Origin of the sequence: Marinobacter sp. NP-4(2019), from assembly GCF_003994855.1 — a bacterium.
Lineage (GTDB): Bacteria > Pseudomonadota > Gammaproteobacteria > Pseudomonadales > Oleiphilaceae > Marinobacter.
Map to the genome: position 1 here is coordinate 26834 of NZ_CP034142.1, position 20934 is coordinate 47767.

Sequence of the window (20934 nt, forward strand, 5' to 3'; positions counted from 1 at the left end):
TATTTTTTGGTCACACCAGAAGTACGAAGCATCGGTGAGGGCAGGCTTTCGGAAACTGTGCAGAGCCATGGATGGCGGAGCCCAAGCGCCCCATGGATGGGCTTGAAGCGTGTTTCCGAAAGCCTGCCCTCACCGATGCCTGACCCCCATGCTGGAGACCAAAAAAAAGCCGGGCGCATAGCCCGGCTCTGACTTCAGGAAAGTTTGACGGGATTTAAGCCCCAACTTCCTTCAGGCACTCTTCCACAATCGCGAGCCCTTCTTCCAGCACATCATCTTCGATGGTCACCGGCATCAGGAACCGCAACGTATTGCCGTACATGCCACAGCTCAGCAGGATCAGCCCCTTCTCCTTGGCCTTCTTGGTCACCGCTGCTGCCAGCTCCGGCTTGGGCGTACGGCTGTCCTTGCTTTCCACCAGCTCGAAAGCAGCCATGGGACCAAGATTGCGCACATTATCCACATGCTCGAACTGGTCCTGCCACTGGCTGAAACGCTTGTTCAGTTTGTCGCCGAGTGCCTGGGCCTTACCCAGGATATCCTCTTCCTTGAACACATCGAACACCGCCAAGGCTGCCGCACAGGCGGTCGGGCTGCCGGTGTAGGTACCGCCGAGGGAGTTCGGACCGGAAGCATCCATATGATTGTCGGTACCGACGATGGCGGAAATCGGCATACCGTCCGCCATACTCTTGGCCATGGTGATCAGATCCGGCTCCACGCCGCTGTGCTCAATCGCGAACATCTTGCCGGTTCTGCCAAAGCCACTCTGAACCTCATCCACAATCATCAGGATGTCGTTTTCGTCGCAGATCTTGCGGATGGCCTTGAGGAAGCTGGCCGGTGCCGCATAGAACCCACCCTCGCCCAATACCGGCTCGATCACGATCGCAGCGGTGTCGTTTGCCGGGGAATCAGCCTTCATCGCCATCTTCAGGCCGCGTAGCGCCTCGTCTTCACTGACACCGTGATACGGAACAGGATAGGGAGCACGATAGACGGTGCCCGGCATGGGCCCGAAATCGGTCTGGTAGGGTGCGGCCTTGCCGTTCATCGCCATGGTGTAAAAGGTACGTCCGTGGTAGCCCCCGTCAAAACAGATCACGTTGGTACGACCGGTGGCCGCACGGGCAATCTTGATGGCGTTTTCCAGGGCCTCGGCACCGGAGTTGGCCAGCATAACCTTGGCGTGGCCGCGTACCGGACTGACAATGCTGAGTTTCTCTGCCAGTTTGACGTAACCCTCGTAGGGCATTACCGTCTGACAGGTGTGCATCAGTTTGTCCAACTGAGCCTTGACCGCTTCCACCACCTTTGGATGACGATGACCGATATTAAGGACACCGATACCACCGGCAAAATCGATCATCCGGTTGCCATCGGCATCCCACAGTTCCGCGTTAGTCGCGTGGTCGGCAAATTGTTCATTGGGACTTGCTGCGCCCGCCGCAACGTAGCGTTCTTTGAGTGCCTGCAATTCTTTATTGCTCACTTTGCCATTCTCCCTGATATCAGGTTCGAATATTCGGCGGCAACCTGACCTTGATGGAATGCCGCCCTGGAATCTCACTATCAGTGTAAGGAGTACGGTGACAGTTCACAAACTGACTAATTAAGGATGGTGGTCGATTCCTCCCCGGAATCACGGAACTGCAGCTGCGCCAGGCGCTGGTACAGTGGGTTGCGCTGGATCAGCTCTTCATGGCGGCCAATATCCTGAAGCCTGCCCTGATCCATCACCGCAATCCGGTCGGCATCGCGAACCGTAGCCAGGCGATGAGCAATGACCAGTGTGGTGCGTTGCGCCGTCAGCACCGGCATGGCTTGCTGAATCAGGTGTTCGCTTTCCGCATCCAGGGCGCTGGTGGCCTCATCCAGCAGCAGAATGGGGGCATCCGCCAGTAACGCACGGGCAATGGCCAGACGCTGTTTCTGCCCACCCGAGAGCCCCAGCCCACTGTCCCCCAACCGAGTGTCATACCCTTGTGGCAGGGCCTGGATGAATTCATCGGCGTGGGCTATAACCGCGGCCTCCCTGACCTCTTCCAGGGTAGCCGTTGGCCGGGCATAGCGGATGTTGTCCACCACCGAACCATGAAACAGCGCCGGATTCTGGGGCACCAGGGCGAAACACCGGCGCAGGTCCGCCAGGGAGAGCCTGCTGGCCGGAATGCCGTCGATGGTGATGGTACCCGCGTCCGGTTCGTAAAATCTCAGCAGCAGATCGAACAGGGTGGATTTCCCGGCACCGGAAGGGCCTACCAGTGCCAGAGTTTCACCGGCCCGGATGCTAAGGTTCAGGGAATGGATGGCCGGTGCCTCCGGCCGTGACGGGTAGCAAAAGGTCAGCCCCTCAATATCGATCCGGCCACTGACATCGGTTGGCAAAGGCGTTGCGTTCTGCGGTTCGCTGACCAGTTCTGATGGCGTCTGCAACAGTTCAAACAGCCGCGCGGCGGAGCCAGCGGCGCGCTGAAGTTCCCCGATGACTTCACTGAGTGCGCCAGCGGCCACACCCACCAGCAGGCTATAGAACACGAAGGCCGCCAGCTCACCGGGGCTGATCCGACCGTGGATAACATCCAGGCCGCCAATCCACAGTACTACTCCGACCGCACCCATCACCAGCGCGATGGCCAGGGCGGTCAGCCAGGAGCGTTGTCGGATACGGTCACGGGCAATATCAAAGGCACGTTCTGACACTTCGGCAAAGAAATGGCGGTCGTGAGGCTGATGATTGAACGCCTGAACGGTTTTGATCTGAGCCAGATTCTCTCCCACGTAACTGCCGACATCGGCAACCCGGTCCTGACTGAGGCGGGATAACTGACGGACCCGGCGACCGAAAAACAGAATCGGAATGATCACCAGTGGGAAGCCCAGAAAAATCACACTGGCCAGTTTTGCGTTGGTGACAAACAGCAGAATCAGGCCCCCCACCAGCATCAGGGCATTGCGCAGGGCAATCGAGATCGTCGAGCCAATCACCGACTGCAGCACCGTGGTATCGGCGGTAAACCGCGACTGGATCTCCAGCGCCCGGTTCTGTTCAAAGAAGCCGGGGTGAAGGTCAATCAGGTGGTTGAAGACTTGCTTGCGGATATCGGCCACCACCCGCTCCCCGATCCAGGAAACCAGATAGAACCGAGAAAACGACCCGACCGCCAGGCCCAGCACCAGCACAAAAAACAGACCGATGGCCCGGGCCAGATTCTCGGGGGATTCGGTGGCCAGTCCCTGGTCCACCAGGATTCGTAAACCCTGGCCAAGGCTGAGGGTAATACCGGCAGTGATGACCAGCGCCACCATGGCTCCAACCACCGCCCGACGGTAGGGGCTGATGAATCCAATAACCAGCTTCAGGGCCTTGCGGTGACGAGTGTTAATTTTGTGCCTCCTGGATATGGGGTGCTGTAGACTCTGGCAACATTACGGTTTGGACTCGTAATAGGACCTATCATACAGCTATGCAAGAGCGTGCGGGGTGGGGACTGCCTGCCAGGACCGTCAAAAGCCAGGGATGGCTTTTGCCGAGCGTACAGGGACGTATTTACAGCGTGTCCTGGCAGGCAGTCCCCACCCCGCACGCTCGACTACTCCGAAGCCAAAGGAAGACCAAGTGCGCGCCTACGCCGACAATGATTACCCTGCTGACCACAAACCGGATTGGAAAGTAATAGCCGGCCTCTGGCCCTATCTGGCGGAATTCCGTAGCCGTGTGTTCCTGGCCCTGGGATTTCTGGTTTTCTCCAAACTGGCAACGGTCGCCACACCGGTAGCGTTGAAGTACATCGTCGACTACCTGGATGAGAACCGAGATGGCGAGGTGTTGTTGTGGATTCCGGTCCTGCTGGTAGTGGCCTATGGCCTGCTTCGTTTTGGCAGCACCCTGTTCAGCGAGCTGCGGGATACCGTCTTCGCGCGAGTGGCAGAACGGGCCATGCGGCGAGTGTCTTTGCGGGTTTTTGAACACCTACATAATCGGGAACTGGCGTTTCATCTGGACCGCAAGACCGGTGGCCTGGCCCGGGATATCGAGCGCGGCACCAACGGCATCAGCTTTCTGCTGCGTTTTACCCTGTTCAACATCGTACCCACCCTGCTCGAAATCCTGATGGTCGCCGGGATTCTGTTTGTGGTGTTCAACGTGGGTTATGTGCTGGCGATTCTGGTGGCGGTGGTGGTCTATGTGGTGTTTTCCATCAAGGTCACCGAGTGGCGCACGAAGTTTGTGCGGGAAGCCAATGCCCGCGACAACCAGTCCAATTCGCGGGCGGTGGACAGCCTGCTCAATTACGAGACGGTGAAGTACTTCAATAACGAAAAGTTCGAGGCGCAGCTGTACGACCAGGATCTCGAAGACTGGGAACAGGCCCGTCTGAAAAACCGGTTATCACTGGCGGCGCTGAACTCCGGACAGGCCCTGATCATCGGCCTGGCGATGATTGCCATTATGGCCATGGCGGTAAGGGAGGTGGCCAGCGGTGAGATTACCCTGGGTGACTTCACCATGATCAACGCCTACCTGTTGCAGCTGTTTATCCCCCTGAACGCCCTGGGGTTTGTCTACCGGGAGATCCGTCAGGCGTTGGTGAACGTGGAGCGTCTGTTCGGGCTGCTGGGTGACCCGCCGGGTATTAAGGACGATCCGGATGCCCGGGCGCTGACAGTGGACAACGGAGAAGTGTGTTTCCGCCACATCCACTTTGCCTACCGCCCGGATCGTCCGATTCTGCAGGATGTGGACTTTTCCATTCCCGCTGGTCACACCGTGGCGGTGGTCGGCGCCAGTGGTGCCGGCAAGTCCACCCTCGCCCGCTTGCTGTTCCGCTTCTTCGATGTGGACAAGGGTGCTATCACCATTGATGGTCAGGATATCCGCAAGGTGACCCAGGACAGCCTGCGCGCGGCCATTGGTGTGGTGCCCCAGGATACCGTGCTGTTCAACGATACCCTGTATCGCAACCTGGCCTACGGCCGACCAGAGGCCAGTGAAGAAGAGGTATACCGGGCGGCGCGTATGGCGCACCTGGAAGACTTTATCCACAGCCTGCCCGACGGCTACGAAACCCGGGTCGGTGAACGCGGGCTGAAACTCTCCGGCGGTGAGAAGCAGCGGGTGGCCATTGCCCGGGTGATTCTGAAAAACCCGCCGCTGCTGATCCTGGATGAGGCCACCTCGTCTTTGGATTCGCTGTCGGAGCAGGCGATTCTCGGGGCGTTGAAGGAAGTCAGCCGCCAGCGCACCACCCTGGTGATTGCCCACCGCCTGTCCACCATCCGTGATGCCGATACCATCCTGGTGATGGACGGCGGACGCATTGTGGAAAGCGGGCATCACAATGATCTGCTGGCCCGGGGTGGCCACTATGCCCACCTGTGGGCGCAGCAGCATCGGAGTGGCGAACAGTAAGGGGAGGGGCCCTTCCAAAACACGCTCCTTCGGCACATCCGTGTGACGCTCGGGCTCCGCCATCCCTGGCTCCGCACGGTTTTGGAAGGGCCCCTCCCCTTACTGTCGCATCAAGCCTTTAAAGTTCTCCAAGCCTCAGCGCCAGCCCGGAGGCCCGGACAACCCGCTGGCCGACGCTGTCCTGTAGCACCTGGGCGTCACCGGTGATCAGGCTGAACCAGTTCTTCGCCCGGGTGATGCCGGTATAGACCAGTTCCCGGGTCATCACCGGGCTGAGCCGGTCTGGTAGTACCAGGCAGGTGTGGTTGAATTCCGAGCCCTGGGATTTGTGCACGGTCATTGCGTACACGGTTTCCAGCTGTTGCAGCCGGCTCGGGGATATCCAGCGTATGCTGTCGGTACCGTCCCCACTGGGAAACGCGACCCGCAACGTGAACCTGGGCTCACCGGACTCGCTCCGGTCCCAGGGCACACTGAAGGTGATACCGATATCCCCGTTCATCAGGCCCAGGTTGTAATCATTGCCGGTGATCAACACCGGTCGCCCGGCGTACCAGCCTTCCGCGCGAGGAATCAGTTTTTCCCCCAGCAACTGCTGCGCCACCCGGTCGTTGAGGCCTTCCACACCCCAGGGACCCTTGCGCAGGGCACAGAGAATCTGGAAATCGTTAAAGGCGGCCAGTACGTCGCCCGCTAGTTTGTCCCAGTCTTCACGTGGGCTGGCGGCCGTTAACCGATGTTGATTCATCCGTTCCAGATAGTGACGATACCCGACCGGTGGCGGCAGGATCTGCTGGTTGACCTTCCGGCCCTGGCCCTGATTGTGAAAGGCGTCCGGCGTGCCGCTGACCGCATGGGTACAGACCAGTTCCAGGGTGTCGTCGAGGGCTGGTCTGGCGGTGCGACCGTTCAGCCAGATGACATCATCAAAGCCCCCGTCGCGGCACTGTCGCAATAGCGCTGCATCCAGGGTATTGGTGTTGACCGCCTCCGCCAGTTTGCGAATACCGCTGTCCTCACTGAAGCGGTAGCTCGTGCGCAGCATCGCCACCGCCTGGTCGAGCACCTGGCCCTGGGAATCAATCCGCGGGTCTGGCACCCGGTCGCCGGTGATGGCCTGCAGCCACTGGGCAGTGTCCGGGGTGTAATGGGCCTCTGTCGCTCGCTGGCACAATTCACCCAGAACGGCGCCGGCATCCACCGATGCCAGCTGGTCCTTGTCGCCCAGCAGGATCAGTTGGGCGTGGCTGGGCAGGGCATCAAATACCGAGGCCATCAGGTCCACATCCACCATGGACGCTTCGTCGATCACCAGGATATCCACCAGCAGTGGATTGTCCCGATTGTGGCGGAATTTTCGGGTGTCCGGCCGGCTGCCGAGCAGACGATGCAGCGTGGTGACCTTGGTGGGAATGTCGTCCAGCACTACCTGGCCGGGCAATGCCTCCAGCGGCAGGCGGCTGACCGCACCACCGATGGATTCGTTTAGCCTCGCGGCGGCTTTGCCGGTGGGCGCGGCCAGACGAATGCGGTACTTGCGACCGGCCCGTTCCGGGGATTCGCCGGCCACCGACTGCAGGGCCGCCAGCAGGTTCACCACGGTGGTGGTCTTGCCGGTCCCGGGACCACCGGTAACCACCGCAAACCGGTTGCGGGCGGCCAGGGCGCAGGCCAGTTTCTGGTAATCCACATCCTGTTGGGGTTGGAACAGACAACCCAGCGCCCGCGACAGGGTACTGGCGGATGCCGAGGTCGGGTCCGCCAGTGGTGATGGCAACGCCAGCCGTTGCTGGATGCCCTCGGCAATTCGCTGTTCGTAACGCCAGAACCTGCGCAGGTAAAGCCGCGTATCGTTCAGCACCATCGGTGTAGTCAGTGAGCCATCACTGACTGCTGATGTATTGCGCAGTGCGGATAGACAATCCTGAAGGGAGACGCTGGCCAGCACATCGCCGGGAGCAAGCTGGCTCAGATCCGCGGTTTCGGAATCCCTCAGTGTGTCCGTGCCCGGTTCCTCCGGCGGCAGTGACAGGATGGCGCCGGCGTCAGACAGCAAGGTGGCAAGATCAATACATACATGACCGCGACCGACCTGATGCGAAGTGAGTGCTGCCAGTAACAGCAACAAGGGTGGTGGCGCGTCGCCCTGCTCTTCCAGGAGGGTGCGAATCAGCCGGGCAAATCCGACATCCAGCGGGCGAATCCACTCGGCCTGTTGCCACTGCTGTAATAACGCTTCGGTCCGGTCGAGGCTGGCCAGCAGCTTGCGGGTATCGATGGCTGGGGCTGACGGGGCCGTAGATGATGACTGCGCAGGGCTTTGATCGTCATCGCCAAGATCGAAGGTGAACTGGTTGTCGGAGTAACGGGTCCGGCTCATGCAGCGACCTCCCCTGGCGTGTTGCCGTCAAACATCGCATCCAGTTGCTCGATCAGTGTCCTTGGCGGTTTGTCGGTGAAGGCGCCGGCGGTGGGGGCATTCACCCCTCGCAGGAACAGGTACACGGCACCCCCGATGTGGGTATCGTAGTCATAATCCGGCAGCCGGGCCTTCAGCAACCGGTGCAGGGCCAGCAGGTAAAGGATGTACTGCAGGTCGTAGCGCTTCTCCAGGATCGCCTCACCCATGGCCTGGTCGGTATAGGCAAGGTCGTTGTCGCCGAGTGTATTGGACTTATAGTCCAGCACGTAATACTGCCCGTCGTGTTCAAACACCAGGTCGATAAAACCCTTGAGCATGCCGTTGAAGCTGCGGTCGTTCACCTGGGGCCGGTCGGCGCCGTTGAGGGTATGGTGAGTGATCAACTGGTCCATGGCCCGGGTACTGACATGGCAACTCTCGAACCAGAACTCCAGTTCCGGGCGCAGCGTCGTCAGTTCCGCCAGGCTGGTGGTCTGATGGCCGGTTCTGCTCAGGGGAAACGGTTGGCGGATCAGCGCCAGCAGCCACTGCTCCAAGGGCTCTATCCACTCGCTCCAGCCACGGGTGCTGCATCGGCGAGTGAGCTGTTCCCGCAGTTGCGCCGGGTTATCCACAACCTGTTGGAATCCCTGCTGGGTACACCACTCCAGCAATTCGTGCAGGAAGGTGCCCGGGCCGGCACCTTTGGGGAAATGGTGGTGGTTGCGGGTCGCCGGAACGACGGTTTCTTCGACCTCGTCCTGGGCGCTTTCTTCCAGAAGGTTCTGGGTTTCTGCGTCCTCCACTTCCCCGCTGAATACGATGCCGGTTCCGGCCATACCTGTGTACTCGATGGAGGAGTAACTGGCGATCCACCACTCCTCCCTCGCTTCGCGGGTGGAAATCAGCGCAGGTCCCAGGGCTTCCGGTGCGGCTTCGGTGTAGTGGTTGTCGGTGGTCTCCGGCAACGGCATGACCGATATCGCCGGGTGGCCGTTCGCCAATTGGTTCAGGCAGTTGCTGACGGAGTGTGGTTCACCCTCCCCGCCTATCAGATAGCCCAGGCCGCTGAGGGGCCAGTTGTCGATCGCTGCTACGCCGACCCAGGTGGCAAAACGGGCGCGGGTCAGCGCCACGTAGAGTTTGCGGATGTCTTCACCCAGTCGTTCCCGGTCGGCCCGTGCCACGTCGTCCGGGGTGGGGTCGAACACGGTGGTGAGCTGGCCGCTGTCATCGTGATAACGGACAAAGGCCTGTTTCTCGTTCTCGGCACGAAATGCTGTGCCGAAGGGCAGGAAAACCAACGGGTATTCCAGACCCTTGGATTTGTGCACGGTGATCACCTTTACCAGCCCGGCGTCGCTTTCCAGGCGCAGGGTGCGATGTTCGTCTTCCTCGTCCGCCGCCCGCAGGATCTGGGTGTAGTGGTGCACCAGAGCGTGTTCCCCATCCAGTTGCAGGCTGTCCTGCTGCAGCAGCTCGGCGATGTGCAGGATGTCGGTCAGCCGGCGCTCGCCATCAGGCCGTTGGAGCAACCGGCCAGGCACCTCGAAATCCATCAGGAAGCTGCGCAGCATGGGCAGCACACCCTGCTGCTGCCATTGCTGCTGGTAACCCATAAAGCGTTCGATTTCCCGCTCCAGGGCAATTTCGTCGGTCAGTAGCCGGTTGAGGCTCTGCCAGGACTGGCCCAGCGTCGGGGTGGCCAGCGAGGCCCGGGCGTAGGCCAGTTGCCGGGGTTCGGCGAAGGCCTTGAGCCAGCACAGCATCTCTTTTGCTTCCGGGGAGGTCAGGACCGAATCCCGGTCGGACAGGTACACACTCTTGATCTGGCGTCGTCCGAGGGCGTCCCGCACAGCACTGGCCTCGTTGCGGTTGTTAACCAGAATGGCGATGTCTTTGGGTTGTACCGGTTCGAGGTCCGACGGGTTTCCCGCCAGTGCGAATCCAGCCTGGCCCGCCTGCCCCAGACTCAGCAATCGGGCAATTTCACTGGCACAGGTTTCCGCGATATCGGAGGTCGCTGCCCCTTTGGCCAGTCCCTTGCGGTTTCCGGTCTTGTCCTCTTCGTCCGATTCCAGCGACCAGAAGGTGAGACTCGGCTGGATTTCGCCCTGGACCGACCACAGGCGTCTGGTACCGTTAGCGTCCACGCCCTGGAACGGCAGTGGCGAGGTATCACCCTTGCCGAACAGGAAGGCACCGTCACGGCTGTTCTGGTCGCCATGCTCGAACACCCGGTTGACCGCTTTCACCATGGCTTCGGCGGAACGGAAGTTGCGGCCCAGGGTGTAAGTACGCTCCCGGGCACCCTTGCGGGCTTCCAGGTAGGTATGGATGTCCGCGCCGCGGAACCCATAGATGGCCTGTTTCGGGTCACCGATCATCAGCATGCAGGTGTGCGGATCGTTGTCCGCCACTTGGTAGACACGATTGAAGATGCGGTACTGCACCGGGTCGGTGTCCTGGAATTCGTCGATCAGCGCCACCGGGAACTGGCGGCGGATGGTGGCCGCCAGTTGCTCGCCACGGGGGCCGTGCAAGGCGTCGTCGAGGCGGGTCAGAAGGTCGTCGAAGCCCATCTCCGAGCGTTTCTGTTTTTCCGATTCGAGCCGTTGGGCAATCCAGTGGCTGGCGTGTCTGAGAATATCCGACTCGGCACTGGGCAGGTTCTGGCTGAAGGCCACCAGTTCGGCAATGGCCTCGAACGCGGGATGGTGTGGCGCCGGCTCCTCGCCCTTGAGCTTGCTGGGCAGAATGGCCGGTGTCTGGTTCTGGAATCCGGCCTTGTCCAGACCCTGGGGATAGAGTTCGTCCGAAGCCGCCCACTCCAGCAGGGTATCCCAGGCAGCAATCATTGGCTTCATGCTGCCGCCGTGGAGCCGTTTGCTCTTGTTGAGCGTTGTCAGCAGCTCCACCACCTCGGGTTTCCAGTTGGCCCAGTCATAGGCCTTCAGTTCCCGGGCCCGTTGCTGGCGTTGGCTGACGGTCTGTTCGATGGCCTGTTTCACATCGCCGGTGGGTGCGTCCAGGTTGTCCGCGTCGGTGATCAGGTTGCGCACCGATTTGCGCAGGTCATCCGGGGTTTTCCAGTGGCTGAGGGCTTCGTCCATCAACACCGAGGACAAGGGGTAGATGAAGGTGCGCCAGTAGTCGCGGACGACTTCGTCCAGCAGGTCGCTCTGGTCGGTCTCCAGGGTGAGCTTGAACAGGCTGCCGCTGTCGAAGGCGTGTTCGCTGAGCATGCGATTGCACCAGCCGTGGATTGTGGAGACGGCGGCTTCGTCCATCCACTCGGCGGCCAGCAACAGCTTCTTGCGGCATTCCGGCCAGGTGGCCGGGTCCGGGTAACTGTCATCGCGAAGCTGATGGATCAGCGCGGTTTCCGCTGATGGCGCTGCGACGTCCGCGGCGTCTGAAAACACCTCGGCGGCCTGGGTCAGCCGGGTGCGGATACGGTCCCGCAGTTCCTTGGTGGCAGCGTCGGTAAAGGTCACCACAAGCAGGTTTGGCGGCAGGATCCCCTGTGCCAGCGGACTGTCCTCCGGCTGATCGTGGCCCAGTACCAGGCGCACATACAGAATAGCGATGGTGAAGGTCTTGCCAGTACCAGCACTGGCTTCAATCAGGGTGCTGCCGTTCAGGGGCAGCGTCAAGGGATCCAGATTGGGATTGCGATTGGTCATGTTGTTGCTCATGCCTGGCCCTCAATCTGTTCGGCGGCGGACTTGCCCTGTTCCGCTTCCCACAGGGGCACGTAGAGGGAGTGCAGCAATGCCTCGAATTCACCACTGGCCATCAGTAACTCCGCACTCTCAAACGCCCCTCTCAGGTAACCGGTGTCCCGCTCCAGTGCAGTGGTGTAGGCCTGCTCCGCATCGCTGATCGCCCGTTCGTGGTCACCAAGGAACTTCTTGCTCTGGTAGAAGCTGTATATCCAGGCGAAGCCGGCTTCGCAGTGAATGGGCAGGGCCCGGGTGGTGGCCTCCATCCAGCGCGCGATGATGGCATCCAGGTGCGCCTGTGCCTGCTTCCGCTCCATCGGGGCGAAGCGGAACTTGCGACCCTCTTCCTTGCCCAGGATCAGGGTTTCAAACGGCTGTCCGGTGAGCTGACCGGCCAGGTGCATCACCCAGTCCCGCATCAGGTTGGCGTAGCGTACCTTCTTGCTGTAGCCGGAGCCGGTCAACAGCCCGGAACTGGCCACCACCAGCCGGCACAGTTGGCCTTCGTGGTTACAGCGCAGGCCATCGATCAGGTCCAGCACCTCGACAGCGCCGGTGGCGTTGCTGAAGCGGTAGTCGAACGGTAGCGGTTCGCTGACCGCCTCCGGCCAGTCGGCCAATGCGGTTTGATAGCGCTCGAACAGATCCGGCAGACGTCCGGACAGCTCGGTGCGCAGCCGGTGCTCAGTGACCCCCATGCCCAGGTCACCGCGCCGGGCCATGCGATCCAGGGTGGCTTCCAGCCGTTCATGCAGATCTTCTTCCGTGCCGGCCTTCATCAGGCCCTCCCGGATCAGTTCGTTGTCCAGTCGCCAGCGGTCCAGGCCGTTGAGGTCGAAGTTCTCGTTGTCGGTGTCCTCGTCTTCCACATCCTCAAAGCGCACCTGCAGGCGTCGCTGGTAAAAGGTGTCGATGGGCTTTTTCAGGAACCCCGACAGGTCGTTCAGGGTGATGGGCTCTTCCGGGGGCTGATACGGTAGGGCATCCTGAGTCTGTTCTGTCGCTTCATTGCCATGGGCGCAGCGCCATTCCCCTTCGTAGGTAAACAGTGTGCGGGCCTGCAACACCTCGGCCAACGGTCTTGGCGGGCTATCCTCGCCCTCGCCGATCCCATTGGCTTTGGGGAAGTAATCGCGGCTGAACGGTTGCAGCGGATGCTGCGTGGTCAGGGCTTGGGTGACCGGTCGGGATGGCTGGCCGGTGACCTGCCACAGACTGTCCAGATGGTCCCGCAGCTGGCCCACCAGTACCGAGGGTGGCCGCTCGGAATCGTCCCTGATACTGCGGCCGACCCAACTGATGTATAACTGTTCCCGTGCCGACAACAGGGCTTCGAGGAACAGGTAACGGTCGTCCTCGCGGCGGGAACGGTCCCCCGGCCGGTAATCCTGGGCCATCAGATCGAAATCCACCGGCGGTCGGGAACGGGGGTAATCGCCATCGTTCATGCCCAGCAGGCACACCTTGCGGAAGGGAATGGCCCGCATCGGCATCAGGGTGGCGAAGTTCACCTTGCCGGCCAGGAAGCGCTGGTTCAGGCCGCCTTCATCAAGGCCTTCCAGCAGCACATCCTTGACGATGTTCAAGGGCAGGGACTGATGTTCCAGCCCGGCGGCCAGGGCATCTTCCAGCCATTGTTCCAGCTGGCGGCGGAAGCGGTTGAGCAGTAACAGATCGCTGCCGGATACCTTGTGGAAAAAACGCGTCAGCATGTCGGAAAGCAGGGCTTCCCAGGCTATCGCCGTGCGCGATTCCTGTAACGCCTGCCACAGGGATTCCAGCTGGTGGACGAACTCGCTGAGGCGCCCGGCCAGGCTGGCCTGAAGCCCGCCGATCTCGCCGTAGGGTTCCACCCCGGCCCAGGGTTCATCCTCTCCCATGCTGTAACCCAGCAGCATCGACCTCAGTCCCGACTGCCAGGTGTTACGTTCCAGCTCGGCCGGCAGTTCCAGGCTTGCCCGGTGCCTGCCGTGCAGACCCCAGCGGATGTTGGCGCCTTCCACCCAGCGCCGGGCCAGGGGTATCTCGTCCTCGGTTATAGCAAAGCGATCACGGATGCCCGGCACTTCCAGCAGGCTGATGATTTCACTTACGCCGAAGCGGCTGCGGGGTAGTGACATCAGTGTTTCCAGGGCAATCAGCACCGGTTCATGGTGGCGCTGGCCCTGGTCGGAAATTGTGAAGGGAATATGCCGTTTGCGCCCGGCCTGGTAGCGGCCGAACACGGCCTGGATGTGGGGCGCGTACACGTTGATATCCGGCACCATGACGATGACATCCCGCGGCCGCAGCGCGGGGTCGGCGTTAAAGGCGGCCAGTAACTGATCGTGCAGGATTTCCACTTCCCGCTGGGGCCCGTGGGCATCGTGAAACACCAGGGAATGATCCCGGCCCGGGTCCAGCTCGCGCTGCTCGGCGCGGATGTCCTGCAGCGGCGTCAGGTTGTAGATGTCGTTCTGCAACTGGTGCAGCAGGGTGGGTTCCTCGCCGGCACCGTGCTCCGAGAAAATGTCGATTTTCTGGTCCGGGGTCTGGAAGCTGCTCCGGTACTCCTCCGGATTATCGAATTCATCCAGCAGACGGATGTAATCACGCCCCTGTTTGCCCCAGGCCGCCAGTAACGGGTTGGCATGCTGGTGCAACTGGTCCGGATCGGCAACGTGGGAAAGTGTCGGGTGGGCGATTCCCCGTTTGCGTTCGGCTTTCAGCAGTTCCCGGTCACTGATGATATCCGCCCAGTAGAACTGGCTGGGGTTGTGGACACACAGCACCACCTGGCTGAAGCGGCTGAGCACGTACAGGGCTTCCAGCGCCTGTCGTGGCAGGGAGGACACACCAAACACCACAATGCGTCCGGGCAGCCGGGAGGGATTGGCCGGCGCACTGATACGCTGGCCTTCGGCCATGAACCGGGTGTGAATCTGCGAGCGGCTGGTGTGGGCCTCGGCACCGACATCTTTAACCACCTTGCGCCATAATAAGGGTTGCCAGCGGGTTTCTTCATCCAGCGGCTTTTCCTCACCCCGGGCGGTGATCACCACATCCCGCCCCTGTTCCCAGACACTGAGCCAGTCGGCGCGGAACACCTGGTACTGGTCGAACAGATCCGCCACTTTCTCGGCCAGCTGGAAATCCCTCAGGTCCGGATCGGATCCTTCCAGGAATCGGGCCAGTGGGGTGAAGGCTTCATCCTGGCCAACCAGTTCCGGCAATAACCGGTACAGCCGCCAGACCAGTCGACGCTTGTCGAACGGCGATTGCTCGGGAACCTCGCCATCCGGCAAGACCGCCCGGTAGGCTTGCCAGATAAAACGGGCAGGAAACAGGAAGTCCATGCCGGCGGCGATCCCCAGGCCACCGTCGGTGCCTTCCTCCGAACGCTTCTCCGCCAGTGCCAGCTTCAGCCACTGGGCAATGCCGTTACTCTGCACCAGGAAGGTTTCGCTCTCCAGAGGCGGCATGGGATTCTGGCGGCAGATGTACACCACGGCGCGGCGCAGATCCTCCAGGTGGTTGGCGTGGATGGCGTGAAAGCCGGGTTTGATGGCGGTTGTCTCGGGCATACCTGCTCTTATGGGGTCCGGGTAAACGTGGCGACTACAGAGTAGCGCAAACCCGGGTGAAATTTCTCGAAAACCCATCCGACAACCGAATATTGGCGTAAGCTGTAGGTAGGGTTCCCTGCAAAGGATGCCGCTTATGACCTCGTCCCTGATTCGTGCCCGAACCGGGCCTCCAGTGCTGTTGTTGATTGCTGTGTTGGTTTTCCTGCTACCGGCCTCGCCTCAGGCGGATAACAAGGATTCAGAGATTCAGGGCACCATCCTGAGGCAGATTGAGGCGTTTGCCAACGACGATGGCGAGGCGGCCTGGCGGGTTGCTTCGGAAGGTATCAAGCGGCGTTTTGGCAGTTCTGAAGTGTTCCTCGCTATGGTGAAGCAGTCGTACCCTGCGGTCCACCGCGCCAGTGCCATCGAATTTTTGAGACTGGTCCCCCACGGTGATTTCGAGATTCAGGTGGTGCGCCTGAAAGGGCCGGAGGGCAAGCGTTGGGATGCCTATTACCGGATGGTCCTGGTTGATGGTCAGTGGAAGATCGGTGGGGTACAGATGCAGCCGGCTGATTTGGGTATTTGAGACTTTTTTGCGGTCATCGTACAGTTTCAGCGAGTGCGATCAGGTGGGTAGGGCCTGCCAAAATCGTGCGGAGCCATGGGTGAAGTGCAACGCACTTCACGGGTAAGCCATGGACGGCTTACCCAGGACCTTTGCGCGACGCAGGAGCAATAAGCGCAAAAGGGCGGAGCCGAGCGTACAGGGATGTATTCACAGCGTATTTTGGCAGGCCCTACCCACCTGATCGTGCGATTACACCAACCGTTGGCGTCCCCCGATAAGTTTTCTGGAGCACCATGACCACCCAATCCAGAGGCCAACGCCCCCAGACGGCGGACCTTGAAGATCCTCTGTATTACCTGAAGAACATGGACACCGTAGTGTCGTGGGTAGCGGATCATCACGCCGATCTGCTGACTACCGATGAACTCGCCCGACTGGGGAGGTTCTTCGCCCTGTCCACCGCCGCGCGGGGATTGCTGACGCGTATGGTGATGCGTACCGGTGAGCTGTTTCGGGTGGATAAGCTGAACTATCCGGAACTGCCGGGCTCCCTGGCTGACGCCTTGGCCGAACTGAGCGACAGTCACTGGCTGGAGTCGTCCCCTCTGCTTGGCATTGATGATCTGTTCCGGCTGGTTACCCTCACCGAGCTCCGGCCGGTGTTTGCCAACCTACTGACTGAACTGGGTCTGCCAAAGAACCTGCCCAAAGCGCGGATGCTTGAAGTATTGACCGAACAGTTCCCGGAGCCGCAGCGCTTGCATGAATGGTTGGGCGATGACGCTCCGGCAACGGTCCGGCTGCATGAAATGCCTCTGTTTGACCGTATCCGCCTGATGTTTTTCGGCAACCTGCGCCAGGGCTGGACCGATTTCGTGCTGGTGGAACTGGGTTATCAGCAATACGAACAGGTGACTTTCTCTACCGATGCCAGGGCCTTTCATCAGCGGGCGGATGTGGATTGCTACCTGCAGATGCACCAGTGCCGGCAGTGGCTGGATGAGGGGGTGGCCGCCGTTGAGGTGTGGCCCGAGGTGCCCGCGCCTTCGGCTAATCCCTGGCTGGCCAGTCGGCGGGACCGGTTGTTGCTCGAACTGGGCCGGCAGGCAGAGCGGCAGGGGGAGCGGGAACTGGCGCTGGAAGTGTTGGCGGCCAGTAACCACCGGGAGGCGCGGCTGAAGCAGCTTCGGTTACTGGAACGAATGAAACGCTACGGGGAAGCCTGGGAGATTGCGCGGCATTGGCGCAACAATGATCTTAGTGACGCGGAAGCCCAGGGACTGGCACGCATCCTGAAACGGCTGGCGCCGAAAATGGGCGAGGCGCCGCCGGTGGTGGATACACCGCCGCCGATCCGCGAATTTACCCTGACCTTGCCGCAACCCGAAATCGGTTCCGTGGAGCTGGCGGCCCAGCAGCATCTGGAGTCCGACGAGGCGCCGGTGTTCTATGTGGAAAACACCCTGATCAACGGCCTGTTTGGCCTGCTGTGCTGGAAGACCGTTTTCGCGGCCATTCCCGGCGCGTTTTTTCATCCGTTCCACGTCGGTCCGGCGGACCTGATGCGGGAAGACTTTGTGAAACGGCGCCAGGCAGCGTTTGAGCGGTGCTTTGCAAGGTTGCGGGACGGTAGTTACCGACAGCGTATTCTGGAGACCTGGCAGGCGAAGCAGGGCATTGCCAACCCCTTCGTGGTCTGGCCGGTGTTGTCGGAAGACCTGCTGATCATGGCCATGGACTGTATTCCGGCGCAGCACTTGGAGCGGCTATTTGAGCGCCTGCTGAATAACCTGAAGGAGCACCGCAGTGGCTTTCCGGACCTGATCCGGTTTCGCCCCGACGCTGATGGCCCGGAGTCGCGTTACGAGATGATCGAGGTGAAGGGACCCGGCGACCGGCTGCAGGATCACCAGCGCCGCTGGCTGGCGTTCTTTGCCCGGGAGGGTATGCCCGCGAGCGTCTGTTACGTGCGCTGGCAGACGGATGAGGCCTGCCCATGAAGGTAGCCATCCGCACCCTCTGTGAATTCGCCGCCCGTCGTGGCGATCTGGACTTTCGCTATACTCCGGCGCCCAGTGCCGAGGAGGGCATCGCCGGCCACCAGTCAATACAATCCCGCCGTGGTTACGGTTATAAAAGCGAGTACTTACTGACTGGTGAGTGCTTGGGGTTGGAGCTTTCCGGTCGAGCTGATGTATACAATCCCCATCGTGGTCGGCTGGAGGAAATCAAGACTCACCGGGGCGATCTGTCGCGAATCCGTGAACACCAGCGCGCGCTCCACCGAGCCCAGCTCAGAGCCTACGGTGCCCTGCTATGCCGCCAGGAAAACCGCAAAACACTGGAACTGGCGCTGATCTATTACGACACCGGCAAGGACAAGGAAACGCCGGTGATGGAAACCGCCACCGCCGATGAACTCTGGCAGGAGCTCGAAGGCCTGTGCCGGCAGTACAAGGCATGGGCCGAGCAGGAAGCGCATCATCGGGAGCAGCGGGACGCCCTGCTGTCTGAATTGACCTTTCCCTTTGCCGAATTCAGGCCGCGGCAACGCCAGTTGGCGGAAACGGTGTACAAGAATTCGGTGAAGTCCGGCACTTTGTTACTGGAGGCTCCCACCGGTCTCGGCAAGACCCTTGGCACCCTGTTCCCTGCCCTGATGGCCATGCCGGCGGCCAGCCAGGACAGGCTGTACTACCTCACCTGTCGCAATACGGCCCGGCAGTTGGCCATGGATGCGGTGGAGAAACTCCGTTCCGCCCGGAATGAGCACCAGCCTTGGCCGCTGAGAACTCTGGAACTGGTGTCGAAAGACGATGCCTGTGAGCACCCGGACAAGGCCTGCCATGGCGATTCCTGCCCGTTGGCCAAAGGCTTTTTCGATCGCCTGCCGGATGCCCGGGCCGAGGCTGCACAGACTGAAGACACGCTTGATCAGGCAATATTGGCGAAGATCGCCGCAGGTCACGGCATTTGCCCCTATTTTCTCGCCAAGGAGATGGCGCGCTGGTGTGATGTGGTGATTGGCGATGTGAACCGGCTGTTTGACCAGTCCGCCCTGCTCCACGGTCTGATTCGCCAGAACAACTGGAAGGCCAGCGTACTGGTGGATGAAGCCCACAATCTCGTGGACCGGGGCCGGGGCATGTATTCCGTGCGGCTGGAACAGCAACGACTGCTGAAGGTGAAAAAGACCGCCCCCAGGCCGCTGAAATCGGCAATCGATCGCACCGCCCGGGCCTGGCAGAGTCTGATCCGGGATCATCAGACGGACGACGAGACCCCGGTATTCTTTGAAACCCTGTCCTCCCAGCTACTCGGGGCCTTGCAGGCCATGGTCTCGAACCTCACCGATTATCTGGCGGACAACCCGCCGGACCTCGCCTTGCAGGAACTGCTGTTTGAAAGTGTGGCCTTCATGAAGCTGGCGGACTCCTTTGGTGATCACTCCCTGTGCGAATTCCAGCGCACCGGTCGGGGCCGGGCCAGTATCACCATCCAGAACCTGATACCGGCGGATTTTCTGCGGGAGCGGTTCGAGGCGGCACAGTCGGTCCTGTTGTTCTCCGCCACCTTGAGCCCTGGCGTTTACTACCGGGATCTGCTGGGCTTGCCGGAGGACACCCGCTTCACCTCCCTGCCGAGTCCGTTCAGTACGGACCAGTTACAGGTGCACTTCACGCCGGGCATCAGCACCCGCCAGACCCATCGGGATGCCTCCCTGCGGCCGATAGCGGATCTCATCGCCCGACAATTCCGCGAACGACCTGGTCACTACCTGGCGTTTTTCAGCAGCTTCAAGTACGCACGGGCGGTCAGTGAGACCCTGGCCAAAGGGGCACCGGACATTCCCCAGCGTGCCCAGCAGCCCGGCATGAGTCCACAGCAGCGGGCGGAGTTTCTGGCGGGTTTTCGGGAGAAGACGGGCAGTGTGGCGTTTGCAGTCCTGGGTGGGGTGTTCAGTGAGGGCATCGACCTGCCCGGGGACCAACTAATTGGTGCCTTTGTGGCCACTCTGGGTTTGCCGCCGTTCGATGCCTGGCATGAGATTCTAAAAATCCGCTTGCAGCAGCGTTTCGGTGCTGGTTACCAATACACCTACCTTATCCCCGGTCTGCAGAAGGTGGCCCAGGCTGCCGGACGGGTGATTCGTACTCCGGAGGACCGGGGGGTGATCTGGCTGATCGATGACCGTTTTTTGCAGCCGGCGATCAACCCGTTGTTGCCCCGCTGGTGGTTTGTTGATCCGTCGCGCCTCGGGTCGACGGTCGAAGCTTCAGGGTCCGGTTGATGGTCACAGTGTTTGCCGCACCGCCAGTACCGATCGCCGCCATGGCCTGCTCCAGTGTCGCGCTGGCAATCGCTTCGTGATTCTGGGGCAGGGAGTTCACCGGGATGGGCAGGAAATCCAGCAAGCGATCGTCGCCGAATGTGGCGAGATGCAGGGTATCCGGCAGTCCCCCGGGTTGTTCAAGCAGCACATCCAGCACTCCCTGGAGCAGGGTGTACGAGGCGGTCACCAGGGCATCCGGAAGTCCCTGTTCCCTGAGTATCTTGCGCATCATCGCGGCACCGGACGCGCGGTCGTAATGGGGGCCACTCTCTACGATAGTGGTGACACCGGCGTTACCGGCGGCGGCCAGAAAGCCCGCGCGGCGCTCCCGCGTCATGGCAATCTCGGGCACGGCGTCCAGCCAGGCGATGCTTGTGGTATGTCTGTTCAGCACCGACTCGGTCAAGGCTTGCGCAGCGGTCCTGTTGTCGCTGACCACGCAGCGGATCACGTCCGGTGACTGCGCCCGGTCCACGGCAATCACCGGCAGGCCTTCCTTCTGTAATCGGGGATAGAAGGGATCGTCCTGGGCCAGGGCGCTGGCCACGATCAGCGCGTCGCAGCGCCGAGCCTTGAGGGCCTGGGCCAAGGCCTTTTCGGTGTCCGGGTTATCGTCCGAACCGGCAATCAGCAACTGGTAGCCCTGGGCCCGGGCGCCTTGCTCCAGCAGCTTGGCCAGCCGTGCGTAACTGGTGTTCTCCAGGTCCGGCAGGATAAAACCGAGGGTCCGGCTGGCACCTCCACGCAGGGCAGCGGCCTGGGTATCTGGCTGGAAATTATGTTCGCGGGCAACGGCCAGAACCTTGTCGATGGTGTCCGGCTTGATTCGCCGCGCCGCCCCCTGGCCATTGATGACATAGCTGGCAGTGGTTCTTGATACACCGGCAAGGCGGGCAAGTTCGGCAAGTGTCATGGGCGGCAACTCCGTGGTCGGTTTGCGGGT

At 61.1% G+C, this 20934-nt stretch carries 10 protein-coding genes; 4 read left to right on the plus strand and 6 right to left on the minus strand.

Annotated elements, in window-relative coordinates; translation table 11 throughout:
• Positions 1–214: 214 nt before the first annotated feature.
• Positions 215–1492, minus strand: a complete 1278-nt coding sequence (gabT, locus tag EHN06_RS00130) for a 4-aminobutyrate--2-oxoglutarate transaminase (RefSeq protein WP_127329086.1) — start codon at positions 1490–1492, stop codon at positions 215–217.
• A gap of 116 nt (positions 1493–1608) precedes the next feature.
• The gene (locus EHN06_RS00135) at positions 1609–3363 is read right to left on the minus strand and encodes an ABC transporter transmembrane domain-containing protein (RefSeq protein ID WP_127329088.1); all 1755 of its coding nucleotides are present in this window, start codon (positions 3361–3363) and stop codon (positions 1609–1611) included.
• Positions 3364–3619: 256 nt separating this feature from the next.
• Here EHN06_RS00135 and EHN06_RS00140 point away from each other — a divergent pair, with 256 nt between their 5' ends.
• Positions 3620–5413, plus strand: a complete 1794-nt coding sequence (locus EHN06_RS00140) for an ABCB family ABC transporter ATP-binding protein/permease (RefSeq protein WP_127329090.1) — start codon at positions 3620–3622, stop codon at positions 5411–5413.
• Positions 5414–5531: 118 nt separating this feature from the next.
• Here EHN06_RS00140 and recD read toward each other — a convergent pair whose 3' ends face one another.
• The 3 genes from recD to recC are packed head-to-tail and all read right to left on the minus strand — an operon-like array spanning position 5532 to position 15102.
• On the minus strand, positions 5532–7793 hold the full coding sequence (gene recD / locus EHN06_RS00145; protein WP_127329092.1) for an exodeoxyribonuclease V subunit alpha: 2262 nt from the start codon (positions 7791–7793) through the stop codon (positions 5532–5534).
• Positions 7790–11512 (minus strand): exodeoxyribonuclease V subunit beta, encoded by a 3723-nt coding sequence (gene recB, locus EHN06_RS00150; RefSeq protein WP_127329094.1) that lies wholly within the window; start codon positions 11510–11512, stop codon positions 7790–7792. The genes recD and recB overlap by 4 nt, the downstream gene beginning before the upstream one ends.
• Positions 11509–15102 carry an exodeoxyribonuclease V subunit gamma gene (gene recC, locus EHN06_RS00155; protein WP_127329096.1) on the minus strand — a complete coding sequence of 1198 codons (3594 nt, stop codon included), beginning with the start codon at positions 15100–15102 and terminating at the stop codon, positions 11509–11511. The genes recB and recC overlap by 4 nt, the downstream gene beginning before the upstream one ends.
• Positions 15103–15238: 136 nt before the next feature.
• Between recC and EHN06_RS00160 the strand changes: the two genes are divergently transcribed.
• The 3 genes from EHN06_RS00160 to EHN06_RS00170 all read left to right on the plus strand — a co-directional run bounded on the left by EHN06_RS00160 (position 15239) and on the right by EHN06_RS00170 (position 19949).
• Complete coding sequence (locus EHN06_RS00160; RefSeq protein ID WP_127329098.1) at positions 15239–15676, plus strand: DUF4864 domain-containing protein; 438 nt, start codon at positions 15239–15241, stop codon at positions 15674–15676.
• Between the two features lie 275 nt (positions 15677–15951).
• Positions 15952–17658, plus strand: coding sequence for a VRR-NUC domain-containing protein (locus tag EHN06_RS00165; protein ID WP_127329100.1), 1707 nt, complete (start codon positions 15952–15954; stop codon positions 17656–17658).
• Positions 17655–19949, plus strand: coding sequence for an ATP-dependent DNA helicase (locus EHN06_RS00170; protein ID WP_127329102.1), 2295 nt, complete (start codon positions 17655–17657; stop codon positions 19947–19949). The genes EHN06_RS00165 and EHN06_RS00170 overlap by 4 nt, the downstream gene beginning before the upstream one ends.
• On the opposite strand, the gene cra is transcribed toward EHN06_RS00170, so the two are convergent.
• Positions 19870–20904, minus strand: coding sequence for a catabolite repressor/activator (cra, locus tag EHN06_RS00175; RefSeq protein WP_127329104.1), 1035 nt, complete (start codon positions 20902–20904; stop codon positions 19870–19872). The genes EHN06_RS00170 and cra overlap by 80 nt on opposite strands.
• Positions 20905–20934: the final 30 nt, after the last annotated feature.

Excerpts from the sequence above, each read along its gene's own strand:
- recD (WP_127329092.1), bottom strand. The coding sequence starts at position 7,793 with ATGAGCCGGACCCGTTACTCCGACAACCAGTTCACCTTCGATCTTGGC.
- recB (WP_127329094.1), bottom strand. The coding sequence starts at position 11,512 with ATGAGCAACAACATGACCAATCGCAATCCCAATCTGGATCCCTTGACG.
- recC (WP_127329096.1), bottom strand. The coding sequence starts at position 15,102 with ATGCCCGAGACAACCGCCATCAAACCCGGCTTTCACGCCATCCACGCC.
- EHN06_RS00160 (WP_127329098.1), top strand. The coding sequence starts at position 15,239 with ATGACCTCGTCCCTGATTCGTGCCCGAACCGGGCCTCCAGTGCTGTTG.
- EHN06_RS00165 (WP_127329100.1), top strand. The coding sequence starts at position 15,952 with ATGACCACCCAATCCAGAGGCCAACGCCCCCAGACGGCGGACCTTGAA.
- EHN06_RS00170 (WP_127329102.1), top strand. The coding sequence starts at position 17,655 with ATGAAGGTAGCCATCCGCACCCTCTGTGAATTCGCCGCCCGTCGTGGC.
- cra (WP_127329104.1), bottom strand. The coding sequence starts at position 20,904 with ATGACACTTGCCGAACTTGCCCGCCTTGCCGGTGTATCAAGAACCACT.